The sequence below is a fragment of the Streptomyces sp. NPDC003032 genome (genome assembly GCF_053591415.1).
Map to the genome: position 1 here is coordinate 150832 of NZ_JBSFTT010000008.1, position 14505 is coordinate 165336.

Annotated in this window: 11 protein-coding genes; 1 reads left to right on the forward strand and 10 read right to left on the reverse strand. The window is 72.0% G+C overall.

Annotated features, from left to right (window positions below; genetic code table 11):
- Positions 1-14: 14 nt before the first annotated feature.
- From ACWDZ7_RS13980 to ACWDZ7_RS14025, 10 genes are all read right to left on the reverse strand, one after another.
- Entirely contained in the window at positions 15-1553 is a 1539-nt protein-coding gene (locus ACWDZ7_RS13980) for a family 43 glycosylhydrolase (RefSeq protein WP_451797092.1), read from the reverse strand.
- A 146-nt stretch (positions 1554-1699) separates the two neighbouring features.
- A complete protein-coding gene (locus ACWDZ7_RS13985; protein WP_451796918.1) occupies positions 1700-2560 on the reverse strand; it encodes a DUF6807 domain-containing protein in 861 nt (286 codons plus the stop codon).
- Positions 2557-3798, reverse strand: a complete 1242-nt coding sequence (locus ACWDZ7_RS13990) for a Gfo/Idh/MocA family protein (protein WP_451796919.1) — start codon at positions 3796-3798, stop codon at positions 2557-2559. The genes ACWDZ7_RS13985 and ACWDZ7_RS13990 overlap by 4 nt, the downstream gene beginning before the upstream one ends.
- Positions 3795-4652, reverse strand: a complete 858-nt coding sequence (locus tag ACWDZ7_RS13995; RefSeq protein ID WP_451796920.1) for a carbohydrate ABC transporter permease — start codon at positions 4650-4652, stop codon at positions 3795-3797. Before ACWDZ7_RS13995 ends, ACWDZ7_RS13990 begins: the two co-directional genes overlap by 4 nt.
- A complete protein-coding gene (locus ACWDZ7_RS14000; protein ID WP_451796921.1) occupies positions 4649-5617 on the reverse strand; it encodes a carbohydrate ABC transporter permease in 969 nt (322 codons plus the stop codon). Before ACWDZ7_RS14000 ends, ACWDZ7_RS13995 begins: the two co-directional genes overlap by 4 nt.
- Positions 5618-5725: 108 nt before the next feature.
- Positions 5726-7474 (reverse strand): L-arabinonate dehydratase, encoded by a 1749-nt coding sequence (araD, locus tag ACWDZ7_RS14005; RefSeq protein ID WP_451796922.1) that lies wholly within the window; start codon positions 7472-7474, stop codon positions 5726-5728.
- The gene (locus ACWDZ7_RS14010) at positions 7471-8391 is read right to left on the reverse strand and encodes a dihydrodipicolinate synthase family protein (RefSeq protein WP_451796923.1); all 921 of its coding nucleotides are present in this window, start codon (positions 8389-8391) and stop codon (positions 7471-7473) included. Before ACWDZ7_RS14010 ends, araD begins: the two co-directional genes overlap by 4 nt.
- Entirely contained in the window at positions 8388-9065 is a 678-nt protein-coding gene (locus tag ACWDZ7_RS14015; RefSeq protein ID WP_451796924.1) for a GntR family transcriptional regulator, read from the reverse strand. The genes ACWDZ7_RS14010 and ACWDZ7_RS14015 overlap by 4 nt, the downstream gene beginning before the upstream one ends.
- Positions 9066-9217: 152 nt before the next feature.
- A complete protein-coding gene (locus ACWDZ7_RS14020) occupies positions 9218-10789 on the reverse strand; it encodes a glycosyl hydrolase 53 family protein (protein ID WP_451796925.1) in 1572 nt (523 codons plus the stop codon).
- A 146-nt stretch (positions 10790-10935) separates the two neighbouring features.
- Entirely contained in the window at positions 10936-12957 is a 2022-nt protein-coding gene (locus tag ACWDZ7_RS14025) for a beta-galactosidase (RefSeq protein WP_451796926.1), read from the reverse strand.
- A gap of 183 nt (positions 12958-13140) precedes the next feature.
- Between ACWDZ7_RS14025 and ACWDZ7_RS14030 the strand changes: the two genes are divergently transcribed.
- Complete coding sequence (locus tag ACWDZ7_RS14030) at positions 13141-14478, forward strand: extracellular solute-binding protein (protein WP_451796927.1); 1338 nt, start codon at positions 13141-13143, stop codon at positions 14476-14478.
- Positions 14479-14505 lie beyond the last annotated feature (27 nt).

The following is a 14505-nucleotide window of genomic DNA, read 5'->3' on the forward strand; positions in this document are numbered from 1 at the left end:
TCTTGGGTCGCGTTTCAGTGAGTGATCCGGAAGTGCGTGAACAGGGCCGTGCCCGTCGGCCCCTCGCCCGCGGGCGCCGCCGCGAACAGGCCGAGCAGGGCGCCGACCCAGCGCCAGGGCGTCGCGACGAAGACCGGCCCGTCCGTGGGCCGGAAGCCGTCGCCGGTGTCGGCGTGGAAGCGGCAGCGGGCGCCCCCGGCGACCTCGACGCGCAGCCGGGCCGCGCCGTTCGGTGCCGGGCGCGGTGGTGCCGCGTCCCGCTCCGCCTCCGCGCCCGCTTCGGCGAACCGGTGCACGAGCCGGGCCGTCCCGTCCTCGCCCCGCTCCAGGCCGACCCAGGAGTACGCGTCACCGAGCACCGCCAACCCGGCGCGCGCGCCCGGGTCTTCGGCGTCCAGGCGCAGCTCGACCTCGACGGTGCAGGGCCTCAGGGGCAGGCGCTGGGTGAGCGTGTGCGGCAGGGCGCGTACGTCGTCGGCGCGCGCGGTGCGGACGCAGGCCAGGCGCAGCCCGTCCCCGGAGTGCGAAGTGGCCCATCCGGTCCGGGGGTTGGCGGTCCACTGCCACTGGAGGCCGTGCCGCCCGCCGGGGAAGTCGTCACTGGTGGCCGGGGCGGACGGGGGCTGCGGCGGCAGATCGGGTTTCCGGTGTACGTCGACGGGGGCGCCGTCGTCACCGAGCACCGGCCACCCGTCGGTGCCCCACCGCATGGGCTGGAGGTGGACGACGCGGCCGTACGCTCCGCGCTGCTGGAAGTGCAGGAACCAGTCCTCGCCGCCGGCGGTGCGCACCCAGCCGCCCTGGTGCGGCCCGTTGACGGGGGTGTCGCCCTGCTGGAGGACGATCCGCCGCTCGTAGGGCCCGTGGAAGCTCCGGGCCCTGAACGCGCCCTGCCAGCCGGTCGCCACGCCCCCCGCCGGGGCGAGGATCCAGAACCAGCCGTCGTGCCGGTACAGCTTCGGCCCCTCGATGGTGAACCAGCCGGGGATACGGTCGCCGTCGACGAGCACCTGCCCCTCGTCGAGCAGTTCGCGTCCGTCGGGGCTCATCCGGTGGCCGGTGAGCAGATTCTTCACGCCGGAGCGCGACTTGGCCCAGGCGTGCACGAGATACGCGGAGCCGCTCTCCTCGTCCCACAGGGGGCAGGGATCGATGAGCCCCTTGCCGGCCTTGAGGAGGTGGGGCCGACTCCAAGGCCCGCGTATCCGCGGGGCGTTCACTTGACAGACACCGTGGTCGGGATCTCCCCAGAAGATCCAGAAGCGTCCGTCGTGGTGGCGCAGGGACGGCGCCCACACCCCGCAGTCGTGCCGGGGCGCGGCAAAGGCCTCGGCCGGTTCGAGACGGTCCAGGGCGTGACCGATCAGCGTCCAGTTGACGAGGTCGCGCGAGTGCAGCAGCGGCAGCCCGGGGGCCCGGCCGAAGCTGGACGCGGTGAGATAGAAGTCGTCCCCGACCCGCAACACGTCCGGGTCGGACCAGTCGGCGCCGAGAACGGGGTTGCGGTAGGTACCGTCGCCGAGGTCACCGGTGAGGCGGGTACCGGAGGGGATGGACGCGGCGTCGGCGGCCGGCGCCGCCCGAACCTCGGCACTGGCCGTCGTGGGCACCCGCCGGGCCCCGGCCGACGGCGAGGCCGACGCCGTCCGGGCATCGGCGGCAGTGCCCCGCCGGGCACCGCCAGACCCCTCGGCCGTCCTCACGCCGTCACCGCCTTGCGGACCAGCGCCGCCGCCCCGGGGCGGTCCAGGGTGCCGTCGGCCACGACGGTGACGACGCGGCGTACGAGCGTGTCGTGCGGGGCGAGCGGCAGGCGGGCGCCGGAGGCCAGGGAGGAGCCGACGCCCGGGTACTCGGCGGCGCGTACGAACCACGGGTCGCGGCGCGTCCGTGCCGTGGCCCCGGCGAACACCAGCGTCCAGCCGTCCCCGGCCAGCGCCAGCCACTCCGCGCGGGCGGCGTGCGCGGCCTCCTCGCCCTCGGTCTCGGCGGTGAAGACCCGCGGGGGCGCCGCCGCCTTGGGGGCGCGCCAGAAGAAGCCGCCGTACGCGGCGCCGGGGCGGCCGTTGGTCGCCGGGCTGCCGATCGTCAGCTCGGCGCCGGTCGCGTTGGTGAGCGAGAAGGTGAGGTCCAAGGCCCACGCCGCGTCGGTGAGTTCGACGGCCGCTACGGTGCGCCGCTCGCGCAGCAGCACGTCGCCGTCCGCCGCCCAGGCGATCTCCTGGACGAAGCCGTCGGGATCGTGCAGCTTGAAACTCCGGTGGTGCTGGACTCCGTGGTTGTCCAGCTCCATCGGCCCCTGGTCGCGTACGAAGGTCCGCCCGCCCCAGAAGTTGCGTCCCGCCACATCGGGCACCGCGACACCGGCCCCGAGGTGGTGCGGGTGGTCGTCGGGGCTCAGTTCGGTGACGGCCGTCCCGGAGAGCGTGGTGACGGGGTGCAGATAGGGGCGGGGCGACATGCTTCGGTCCAGTTCGGGCCGGACGACGTAACGGGCGACCGCGCGTCCCGCGCAGCGCAGCACATGGGAGCCGGGTGGGTGGTGCGGGGATGTGTTCATGACGTACTCACCTCGTTGTGAATGTCGCCGTGGGGAAGTCCGGGTGGGCGGCGGGCCCAGGAGGCGCCCAGTTCGGAGTAGAGGCAGAGCGTGTCGGCGGCGACCGCGACCAGGCCGTCGATGCCCTGCACGACCCGGCGGCCGGCGCTCTCGCCGGGCGCCTCGCGCCACGCTTCGGCGGGCAGCGCGACCGGATCGGGCGCGAGCCGCACCGCCTCGACGACCCGCATGAACGCGCCGGTGGCGGCGGGCGGCACAAGGAGTTCGGCGCGGCCCATGAGGTGCTCGACCAGGTTCTCCAGGAGGTCGGTCCTGCCGTACAGGGCGGGTGCGCCCGCGGTCGCCGAGACCCCGGCGACCCCCGTCGTCCCGGCGGCGCCGCGCCGCACCCGCACCCGGTCCTGCTTGTACCAGAAGGTGACGCGCCCCTCCGTGCCGTGCACCACGACGTACGGCTCCTGCGACACCTCCGCGCAGAGCGTCGCGGCGACGGTCACCCGGCCGCCGCCCGCCGTGGACACGCGGACGCACGACGTGTCGTCGGACTCGATGGCGTTGGCGCGGAAGAGTTCGCTCTCCACGGCCGTGACGTCCTCGGCGGCGGTGCTGCCCGCCAGGGCGAGGGCGGTGGCGACGGCGTGCGCGAGCGGGTTGGTCAGGACGCCGTCGACCACGTCCACGCCGTCGAGGCGGCGGTGCCCGGCCCAGGGCGCCCGCCGGAAGTAGGCCTCGTCCCGCACCCACGCACCGGCCGCCCCCACGCCGGTCACCTCGCCGATCGCCCCTTCGGCGACGATCCCGCGGATGGCCGGGACGGCGTGCGAGCCGAGCGACTGGAAGCCGATCTGGACGGCGGTCCCGGCCGCCTCCGCCCCGTCGGCCATCCGGCGGAACTCCGCGTAGGAGGGGGCCGGGGGCTTCTCCAGGAGCAGGTGGACGCCGCGCCGCGCGGCGGCCAGCGCCAGTTCGGTGTGGGTCGGGATGGGCGTGCAGACGACGGCGACGGCGGCGCCGGTCGAGTCGAGGAGCCCGGCGAAGTCGTCGGACTGCTCGACCGCGCCGCCGAGGCCGACGAGTTCCTCGCCCACCAGCGGCTTCAGCTCGCAGACGCCCACCAGGCGGACCAGGCCGACCTCTTGGAGGCGGCGGATGTTCTCCAGGTGCCAACGGCCGTGCCCGCGTGCCCCCGCGAGGACGACGGGCAGCGGGAGGCGAAGGTCCCGGGCCGGGGCGCTCATCCCTTCACCGCCCCGGCGCTGAACCCGGTGACCAGCCACTTCTGGATGAACGCGAAGACGATGACGACGGGCACTGCGGCCACGACACCACCGGCGGCGAGCGCGCCGAGGTCGACGCTGTCGGCGCCCATCAGCGTGGCCAGACCCACCGGGATCGTCTGCTTGCCCTGGTCGCTGAGGAACATCAGGGCGAAGAGGAAGTGGTTCCAGCTGTGCACGAAGGCGAAGGAGCCGACCGCGATCAGACCGGGCCGCAGCATCGGCAGGACGACGGCGCAGAACGCGCGGAAGCGTCCGCAGCCGTCGACCCAGGCGGCCTCCTCCAGGACGTAGGGCACGTTCCTGATGAAGCCGCTGATGAGGATCATCGACAGGGGCAGCTGGAAGACGGTCTCGGCGATGACGACGCTGGCCAGCGAGTTGATCATCCGCAGCTCGGCGAAGATCTCGAAGAGCGGTACGAGCATCAGCGCGCCCGGGATGAACTGCGAGCAGAGCAGCGCCAGCATGAAGGCGCGCTTGACGCGGAAGTCGAAGCGGGCCAGCGCGTAGCCGCCCGCGAGGGCGACGAGCGTGGTCATCACCATGGAGACGACGCCGACGAGCAGGCTGTTCTGGAAGAACGTGGCGAAGCTGCGCTCGGTCCACACCTTGTCGAAGTGCTCGAAGGTGACGGGCCACGGCACGAGCGAGGTGGAGCCGGTGGGGCGGACCGCGAAGAGCAGGATCCAGTAGAAGGGGATGAGAGTGAAGAGCAGGTACAGCCCGAGAGGTGTGTAGATCTGCCAGCGGGGCGTCCGCCCGATGGTGGTGGTCTCCCGGGCCTTGCGCGGGACGGTGAGCGTGGCGGTCATTTGTCCTGGCCCCCGAACTTGCTGAGCCGCAGATAGAGCAGCGAGCAGAAGAGAAGGATCACGAAGGCGATGGCGGTCAGCGCGGACGCGTAGCCGAAGTCGTGCGAGTCCACGGCGATGGACGCGATGCGCAGCGGCAGCGTCGTCGTCTCGCCGGCCGGGCCGCCGCCGGTGAGGGTGTAGAGCAGGTCGACGTTGTTGAACTCCCAGACCGCGCGCAGCAGCGTGGAGAGGATGATCGCGTCCTTCAGGTGCGGCAGCGTGATGTGGAAGAACTGCCGCCAGCGGCTCGCGCCGTCCACCTCGGCCGCCTCGTAGAGGTCCTTGGAGACGGACTGGAGGTCGGCGAGGATGAGGATCGCGAAGAACGGGACGCCGCGCCAGAGTTCGGCGACGACGACGGCGGGGAAGACCGTGCCGGTGTCGGAGAGCCAGGACGTTCCGTATGAGCCGATGCCGACGTCGGCGAGGTAACGCGTGATGCCCGTCTGGGAGTTGAAGATCAGCAGCCAGATGGTCGAGGTGAGGACGCCGGAGACGGCCCACGGCGAGAAGACGAGGGCGCGGGCCATCGCGCGCCCCACGAAGGTCTGGTTGACGAGCAGGGCGAGCGCGAGGCCGAGCAGCAGTTGCAGCACGATCTCGACGACCACCCACTGGAGGCTGAAGCCGAGGGTGGTCCAGAACTGCGGGTCGTCGGTGAAGGCGGTGACGAAGTTGTCGAGGCCCGCGAAGCCGTTGCGCCACGGCTTGGTGGGGTTGTAGTGCCGCAGGCTGTAGTAGAAGACGCTGACCACCGGATACGCGATGAAGCCGAGCATCAGCAGGGCGGCGGGGGCGATCAGCAGATACGGGAGGCGGCGCGGGGTCGCCCCGGCCCGCCGCCGCTTGTGCCGCTTCGCCTTGTCGGGCGGCGGCTGCGCGGTGCTTGGCGGTGGCTTCGCCACGGCTGCGGCCTGGGCCATGACACTTCTCCGATCGTGGATGTGCGGGGGTGAAGCGCTTTCCGCACGATGTTCGAGATTTCAGACATAGGGGGGCGGGGCGGGAACGGGAGGGGAACGGTGGAACGGTCAGCCCGCGTACGGGTCCGGCACCGTGCCCGGCCTCGCGAGGAACGCGAAGTCGCAGCCCGTGTCGGCCTGCGTGATCTGCTCGCTGTAGAGCGCTCCGTACCCGCGCTCGTACCGGGCGGGCGGCGGCGTCCACTCGCCCCTCCGCCGCTCCAGCTCGGTCTCTTCCACCTCCAGTTGGAGCCTGCGCCCCGCGACATCCAGCGTGACGGGATCCCCGTCGCGGACGAGCGCGAGCGGCCCGCCGACATACGACTCGGGCGCGACGTGCAGCACACACGCGCCGTACGACGTACCGCTCATCCGCGCGTCGGAGATCCGCACCATGTCCCGCACGCCCTGCTTGAGCAGGTGGTCGGGGATGGGCAGCATCCCGTACTCGGGCATGCCGGGTCCGCCCTTGGGGCCCGCGCCGCGCAGGACGAGGACGTGGTCGGGCGTGATGCCGAGGGCCGGGTCGTGGATGGTGCGCTGCATCGTGCGGTAGTCGTCGAACACGACGGCGGGCCCGGTGTGCTGGAGCAGTCTCGGCTCGGCGGCGATGTGCTTGATGACGGCGCCGTCCGGGCAGAGGTTGCCGCGCAGGACGGCGACGCCGCCTTCCGCGGCGACCGGGTTGTCGCGGGCGCGGATCACGTCCGCGTCGTGCACCTGGGCCCCGGCGAGCTGTTCGCGCAGCGTGTCGTGGGCGACGGTGGGGCGGTCCAGATGCAGCAGGTCGGTGATCCGCGACAGGAAACCGGGGAGCCCGCCGGCGAAGTGGAAGTCCTCCATCAGATACCGCTCGCCGCCGGGCCTGACGTTGGCGAGCACGGGAACGGTGCGGGCGATCCGGTCGAAGTCGTCGAGGGTCAGTTTGACCCCGGCGCGGCCGGCCATCGCGATGAGGTGGATGACGGCGTTGGTGGAGCCGCCGAGCCCGAGCACCGTGGTGACGGCGTCCTCGAAGGCATCGCGCGTGAGGATCCGGGACAGCCTGCGGTCCTCGCGTACGAGGTCGACGATCCGCAGTCCCGACGCCGCCGCCATCCTGTCGTGCCCGGAGTCGACCGCCGGCACGGACGAGGCGCCGGGCACGGTGACGCCGAGCGCCTCCGCCGCCGCGGTGAGCGTCGACGCGGTGCCCATGGTCATGCAGTGGCCCGGCGAACGCGCGAGGCCGCTCTCCAGTTCGGTCAGCTCGCAGTCGCCGATGAGCCCGGCGCGGTGGTCGTCCCAGTACTTCCACATGTCGGTGCCGGAGCCGAGCCTCTCGCCGCGCCAGTGTCCGGGCAGCATGGGCCCGGCGGGCACGAACACGGTGGGCAGGTCGACGCTGGCGGCGCCCATGAGCAGCGCGGGTGTCGTCTTGTCGCAGCCGCCGAGCAGCACGGCGCCGTCCACCGGGTAGGAGCGGAGCAGCTCCTCGGTCTCCATGGCGAGGAGGTTGCGGTAGAGCATCGGGGTCGGCTTCTGGAAGGTCTCGCTGAGCGTCGAGACGGGGAACTCCAGGGGGAAGCCGCCCGCCTGCCAGACGCCCCGCTTGACGGCCTGGGCGCGGTCGCGCAGGTGGGAGTGGCAGGGGTTGATGTCGGACCAGGTGTTGAGGACCGCGATGACGGGCTTGCCCAGGTGTTCCTCGGGAAGGTAGCCGAGCTGGCGGGTGCGGGCGCGGTGGCTGAAGGACCGCAGCCCCGAGGAGACGCTGTCACCGAACCACTGGCTGCTGCGCAGCTCCCGCCGCGCACCCTTTTCCGGTCCGCCGCTCATAGGGACCACCCCTCGACGATCGCCGCCACCTCGGCCCGTCCGGCGGCGGGCAGGAGGCTGCTCGGGGCGCGTACGTCGCGGCGGCACAGCCCGAGCACGGCCAGGGCCTCCTTGACGACCGTGACGTTGTGCGCGGAGCCGTCGGCCGCGCGCAGTTCCTCGAAGCGGCGGATCTGCTCCCACACCTTCATGGCCTCGGGGTGGTCACCGACTCGAAGCGCTTCGATCATGCGCAGGGAGAGGCCCGGCGCGACGTTCACGAGCCCCGAGGTGAAGCCGGTGGCGCCCGCCGAGAAGTACGAGGGCGCGTACGGCTCGGCGAGCCCGGCGACCCACACGAAGCGGTCGAGGCCCGCGTCGCGCGCGAACCCGGCGAAGCGCGCCGCGTCCGGTACGGCGTACTTCACGCCGATGACATTCGGACAGGAGTCGGCCAGCTCGGCAAGGCGTGCGCCGGGCAGGCCCGCGTCTCTCAGATAGGGGACGACGCCCAGCTCCGGCACCGCCTCGGCGATCGCCCGGTGGTAGGCGACCCATCCGGCGTCGGAGACGTACGGGTGGACGGGCTGATGGACCATCACCATGCTCGCCCCGTGCTCCCCGGCGTGCCGGGCGGCGGCGACGGCGGTCGGCACGTCATGGCCCACACCGGCCAGGACGGCGGCCCGGCCGGCCGCCTCCGCGACAGTCAACTCGACCACGTCACGCCGCTCCTGGGGTGACAGGGCGTAGAACTCGCCGGTGTTGCCGTTCGGCGTCAGGGTCCGCACGCCGCCGTCCAGCAGCCTCCGCAGGATCACCCGGTGCGCCGCGCGGTCGATGCCGCCGTCCTCGGTGAAGGGCGTCACCGGGATCGCCACCACGTCGGCGAGTGCGGTGCGCTGCGTCTCGAACACCGCATGCGTCTCGAACGTCACTGAAGTTCCCCTTCCCCGGGAAAGGCACGCCGTACGAACGACTCGATGTGGTCATGCAGGGCCCGCGCCGCCCCGTCCTGGTCACCGGCGAGGGCGAGCCGCAGGATCCGCTCGTGCTCGGTGGCCTCGCGGGCCCACGACGGGTCGGCGGCCCACGCCACGGCGGAGACCAGCGCGGCCTGGTCCCGCACGCCGTCGAGCAGCCGCCCGAGCAGCGGGTTGCCGCAGTCGACGTACAGGGCCCGGTGGAACTCCCGATTGGCCAGGGACCGTTCGGCGGCGTCCTCGGCGGCGTCCGCCCGTACGAGGGCGTCGCGCGCGGCTTCGAGCGGGGCGCCCCGCAGTACGGTGCGGCGCAGCGCCTCGGGCTCAAGCAGCAGCCGCACGTCGTAGACCTCACGCGCCATGGCGGCGTCCACGGTGCGTACGGTGGCGCCCTTGTACTGGCTCATCTCGACGAGTCCGGTGCCCGCGAGCGTCTTCAGGGCCTCCCGTACGGGCGTCTTGGACACACCGTACTCGCGGGCTAGCTCCGTCTCGATCAGGGGCTGGCCCGGACTCAACTCGCCCGTCAGGATGCGGTGTTTGATCGATTCGAGCACGAACTGCGTGCGCGACGGGATCGGGACCGGGGGCGGCGCCGAGGCCGGGGTCGGGGTCGGGACGGACGTCATGGGCACCCTCAGATCTCACATATCGCGTCTCATATATGACGTACGAAGTACGACGCGTTGAAGCTAAGAGGGTGCCCGGAGTTCGTCAATGCTTCTGACAAAAGAAGCGCGACGGATTCCTCAGTGGCGGACTACTCAGCGGCGGGGGCTGCTCAGCGGTGCCCGAACATGCGGGCCGCCGGCAGAAGTCGCCGGTCGTACCCGAACAGCGCCTGGTTCTCCCACGCGTTGCCGGACGCCGGATCGGCGGGGTCCCAGCCGCTGCCGTCGACGGCCGTCCAGGTCGGCTCCCAGTACACGACGCCGAGCCCGCGGCCGCCCGGGACGGCCTCCACGACGTTCATGACGTCCCGCAGGTTCGCGGCCTGCCCGGCGGGCGTGGCGGGGTAGCCCGCGGCGAGCTGGTCGGCCCTCGCGACGTTGTTCTCCAGGTCGTCGCCATTGGCCAGTGTGTGCGCGTAGGCGGTCTCGGCGACCAGGACGGGCTTGCGGTAACGGGCCGCCGTGTCATCGAGGTTGGCCTGGAGTTCGTTGAGCGGGCCGTGCCAGTAGCCGTAGTAGGACAGGGCGATGACGTCGAAGGGCACGCCGTGGGAGACGGCCCGGTCGAACCACCAGCGCGTGCCCGCGTTGTCACCGCCCTTGGCGAGGTGCAGGGCGACCCGGGTGCCCGACGAGACGGCCTTGGCGGCCTGGGCGCCGGACTTCAACAGATTCGCGAGCTGAGCCCAGTTGCCGGTGGAGCCCTCGGGCCAGAGCATGCCCGCGTTCAGTTCGTTGCCGATCTGCACCATGTCGGCGGTGGTGCCCTGTGCCTTCAGGGCGCTCAGGACGTCATACGTATGGTCGTACACGTCCTTCGACAACTGGCTGTAGCCGTGCGACGCCCAGGCGGCGGGCTTGTACTGCTTGCCGGGGTCGGCCCAGCTGTCGGAGTAGTGGAAGTCGATCAGCAGCTTCATGCCGCGCGCCTTGGCCCGCTCGGCGACGGCGAGGACCTTGGCCTTGTCGTTGTAGCCGTCGGCGGGGTCCACCCACACCTTCAGGCGGGCGTAGTTCATGCCCGCCGAGCGCAGGATCTCCAGCGCGTCGCCGCTGGTGCCGTCGGCGTAGCGGTACGTCGCCCCGTGCGCCTCGTTCTTGGCGAGCGTCGAGACGTCACCGCCCTTGACGGACAGGCCCGTCGACCCCGGGGTGAGGGTGACGTCGTCGAAGTTGGCCCACTCCCCCGCGTGTGCGTCACAGACGAGGCGGACGGTGCAGGCTCCGCCGGTGACCCGCACGGACGTGACGAGGCGGATCCACGCGCCGTTCGGCGTCGTCGGCAGGTCGGTGCGCTGCTCGGAGCCGCCGCTCTTGAGGGCGAGGTAGGCGGCGTTCTGCCCGCCGCTGGAGCGGACCCAGGCCGTCAGCGTGTACGTGCCGTCCGCGAGGCCCGTGAGGTACTGGTACGTCTCGACCTTGTACGCCGATGACGCCCAGTGGGAGAGCCGCAGACCGCCGCTGCGGCCACCCGCCTCGGTGAAGGCGGCGCCGGTGTCGCCGTACGCGGACCAGCCCGTGAGTCCGCCCTCGAATCCCCCGTTGGCGAGGGTGCTCGCGGCTCGGGCGCCCTGGACGGGCAGCGCGAGGGTGGCGGCGCCACCGAGAGCGGCGGCCAGCATGGCTCTGCGGGTGGTGGCGGTGGCGGTAGCCGTGGTGTGTGTTCCGTTGTTGCCGTGCATCGTCGATGTCCCTTCGACTTCGCGGTACTTGGAAAGGTGCTGTGACGGGGTGAGTACGGCGACGCCGCGCGAAGGCCGGCACGGCGCCGCCGCGTTCCGGCCGGCAGCCCCCCACGGACCACGACCGGAGGTGAAGTGTCGTAGCGTCAGCCGTCCAGGCGCACGACCCGCACCGCGCCCGCCGGCACGGCCAGGCGGCCCGCGACCCGCTCCCCGCCGAGCAGCTCGATGCCGGCCCCCGCCAGCGGCACCTTCGCCTCGTCACCGGTGTGGTTGATCGCGAAGAGGTACGTGCCGCTTTCGCCCGCGCGGGTCACCACCTCGATGTCGCGCGGGAGTTCGGGCCGCGGTGCGAGCCCGGCGTCCGCGCAGGCGGCGGCGAGGATGGCGTCCAGATCGTGCGCCGAGAGCCTCGTCGAGACGTACCAGGCGGTGCCTCCGCCGAGCCTGTGCCGGGTGACGGCGGGCTGCCCGGCGGTGAGTCCGTCGGCGTACGTCCACACCGTCTCGGCGCCGCGCGGCACCACGGACTCCGTCCACACGTCGCCGGTCAGCTCGGCGCCGCCGGGCCCCGTGATCCGCGTCCGCTGCCCCTGGAGCAGCGGCGAGAACTCCTCGACGGTCAGGCCGAGCACGTCCCGCAGGGCACCCGGGTAGGGGCCGGGACGCACGGCGTCGTGCTCGTCGACGATGCCGGAGAAGTACGAGACGACGAGCGTGCCGCCGCCCTCGACGTACGCCCGGAGGTTCCGCGCGGTCGCCTCGGTGGCGAGGTACAGCGCGGGCACGACGACAAGGGGATAGGCCGACAAGTCGGCTTCGGGGTGGGCGAAGTCGACGGTGAGGTGACGGTCGTACAGCGCCTCGTAGAAGCTGTCGGCGCGCTCGCGGGCGTCGTGGTCCTCGCTGGGCCGCCACTCCAGGGTCTGCGCCCACCAGGAGTGCCAGTCCCACAGCATGGCGGCGTCGGCGACGGTACGGGTGCCGCGCAGCTCGCCCAGCGCGCCGATGTCGGAGCCGAGCCGCACCACCTCGCGCCACAGCCGCGAGTCCGTGCCCGCGTGCGGCAGCATCGCCGAGTGGAACTTCTCCGCGCCGCGCCGTGACTGCCGCCACTGGAAGAACATGGCCCCGTCCGAGCCGCGCGCGACGTGCGCGAGGGAGTTGCGGGCCATCTCCCCCGGCGCCTTCGCGGGGTTGCGCGGCTGCCAGTTGACGCCGCCCGCGGCGTGCTCCATGAGCAGCCAGGGCGCGCCGCCCGCCACGGAACGCGTCAGGTCGGCGGCCATGGCGAGGTTGACGTGCGTACGGCGGCCGTCGGTGATCAGGTAGTGGTCGTTGGAGACGAGGTCGACCTCGCGGCCCCAGGCCCAGTAGTCGACGGAGTCGCACTGGCTGAGGGCCGTCATGAAGTTGGTGGTGACGGGGACGCCGGGCGCGAGGCGGTGCAGGATGTCGCGTTCGCGTACGAAGTTCTCGCGCATCGTCGCGTCGGCGAAGCGCCGGTAGTCGAGGGCCTGCGCGGGGTTGCCGACGGTGGGTGTGGCGCGCGGCGGGTTGATCTGCCCGAGGTCGGCGTAGCGCTGGCCCCAGAAGGTCGTGCCCCAGGCTTCGTTGACGGCGTCGACCGTCTTGTACGTGCTCTCCAGCCAGCGCCGGAAGTGGGCGGCGCAGTTGTCGCAGTAGCAGGCGGAGACGGGCACCCCGTACTCGTTGTGCACGTGCCACAGGGCGAGCGCCGGGTGGTCCGCGTACCGGGTGGCGAGCCGCGTGGTGATGTCGGCGGCGGCCTCGCGGTAGGCGGGGCTGCTGTGGCAGATGGCGCCGCGTGAGCCGAACTCGTACCGGACGCCTTCGGCGGTGACGGGCAGCGCGTCGGGGTGTTCGCGGTAGAACCAGGCGGGCGGCGCCACCGTCGGCGTACCGAGGTCGACGCGGATGCCGTGTTCGTGGAGGAGGTCGATGAGGCGGTCGAGCCACCCGAAGTCGTGGGCGCCGGGGGCGGGTTCGAGGAGCGCCCAGGAGAAGATCCCGACGCTCACCATCGTGACGCCCGCCTCCCGCATCAGCCGGACGTCCTCGCGCCAGACGGTTTCCGGCCACTGCTCCGGGTTGTAGTCCCCGCCGAAGGCGAGACGGGCGAGGCCCTTGGGGGCGTGGTCCGGCATGGATCTCTCCCGGGAAATCGATCATTTGGGAACGTGCACACACACATTCGGTGGCGTCGGCCCAACATAACCGCACGGCAACAACCATTGACAAGTGTCCTGGATGTTTCTCTACTGTGAACGCTCACAGAAGCATGGCAGGCACCCGCAGCAGGCGGGGCCCAGCTCAGGGGAGAAAGATCCATGCCGCAGAACACGCCACGCCGCTTCACCGCAGCCCGGACCGCGGTCGCCGCCGCCGTCACCGTCGCGCTCGGCGCCACCACGCTCACCGCCTGCGGATCGTCCGACGACGCCGGGTCCGAGTCGAGCGGCCCGGTCTCACTGACGTACTGGTCGTGGGCGCCCGGCATGGACAAGGTCGTCGACCTCTGGAACGAGGGCCCGGGAAGGAAGGACCGGATCGAGGTCACCGTCAAGAAGCAGGCGTCCGGCGACACCCTGGTCACCAAGATTCTCACCGCCCACAAGGCCCACAAGGCGCCCGACCTCGTGCAGGCCGAGTACCAGGCCCTGCCCACCCTCGTCAGCAACGACGCCCTCGCGGACATATCCGGCGAGGTCGGCGACACGGAGGCGGAGTTCGCGAAGGGCATCTGGCAGCAGACCACGCTCGGCACGGACGCCGTGTACGCGGTGCCGCAGGACGCCGGGCCGATGATGTTCTACTACCGCGCCGACCTGTTCAAGAAGTACGGCCTGAAGGTCCCGAAGACCTGGGACGAGTTCGCCGGGACCGCGCGGGCGCTGAAGAAGAAGGCCCCGGAGAAGGACCTCACCACGTTCTCCGCCAATGACTCCGGGCTCTTCGCGGGCCTCGCCCAGCAGGCCGGCGCCAAGTGGTGGACCACCGAGGGCGAGAAGTGGAAGGTCGGCATCGACGACCCGGCGACGCGCAAGGTCGCCGACTTCTGGGGCGGCCTCGTCAAGGAGGGCGCCATCGACAACCAGCCGATGTACACGCCGTCCTGGAACAAGGCGCTCAACACCGGCAAGCAGATCGCCTGGGTCAGCGCCGTGTGGGCGCCCGGCACCCTCACCACCGCCGCGCCCGACACCAAGGGCAAGTGGGCGATGGCCCCGCTCCCCCAGTGGGACTCGGGCAAGGCCGTGACCGGCAGCTGGGGCGGCTCCTCCACCGCCGTCACCACGGACTCGAAGCACAAGGACGCCGCGGCGAAGTTCGCGGCCTGGCTCAACACCGACCCGAAGGCGCTCGCCGCGCTCGTCAAGGAGGGCGGCGTCTACCCCGCCGCCACCGACGCCCAGACCGGCGGCGCGCTCGCCGAGGCCCCGGCGTACTTCGCGAACCAGCCCGACTTCTACACCCGGGCCGCCGACATCGCGAAGACCACCGCCCCCGGCGCCTGGGGCCCGAACGTGAACGTCGCCTACACCACCTTCAAGGACGCCTTCGGCTCCGCCGCCAAGAACAGGTCGGACTTCGGCGCCGCCCTGAAGACCATGCGGGACGACACGGTCGCGGACCTGAAGAAGCAGGGCTTCGGGGTCGCGCGGTGACGACGCCGACGCGACGGAGGTCGTACG

What these genes read in the sequence shown, in the direction of transcription:
- ACWDZ7_RS13985 (WP_451796918.1), bottom strand. Translation starts at nt 2,560, where the DNA reads ATGAACACATCCCCGCACCACCCACCCGGCTCCCATGTGCTGCGCTGC.
- ACWDZ7_RS13990 (WP_451796919.1), bottom strand. Translation starts at nt 3,798, where the DNA reads ATGAGCGCCCCGGCCCGGGACCTTCGCCTCCCGCTGCCCGTCGTCCTC.
- ACWDZ7_RS13995 (WP_451796920.1), bottom strand. Translation starts at nt 4,652, where the DNA reads ATGACCGCCACGCTCACCGTCCCGCGCAAGGCCCGGGAGACCACCACC.
- ACWDZ7_RS14000 (WP_451796921.1), bottom strand. Translation starts at nt 5,617, where the DNA reads ATGGCCCAGGCCGCAGCCGTGGCGAAGCCACCGCCAAGCACCGCGCAG.
- araD (WP_451796922.1), bottom strand. Translation starts at nt 7,474, where the DNA reads ATGAGCGGCGGACCGGAAAAGGGTGCGCGGCGGGAGCTGCGCAGCAGC.
- ACWDZ7_RS14015 (WP_451796924.1), bottom strand. Translation starts at nt 9,065, where the DNA reads ATGACGTCCGTCCCGACCCCGACCCCGGCCTCGGCGCCGCCCCCGGTC.
- ACWDZ7_RS14020 (WP_451796925.1), bottom strand. Translation starts at nt 10,789, where the DNA reads ATGCACGGCAACAACGGAACACACACCACGGCTACCGCCACCGCCACC.
- ACWDZ7_RS14025 (WP_451796926.1), bottom strand. Translation starts at nt 12,957, where the DNA reads ATGCCGGACCACGCCCCCAAGGGCCTCGCCCGTCTCGCCTTCGGCGGG.
- ACWDZ7_RS14030 (WP_451796927.1), top strand. Translation starts at nt 13,141, where the DNA reads ATGCCGCAGAACACGCCACGCCGCTTCACCGCAGCCCGGACCGCGGTC.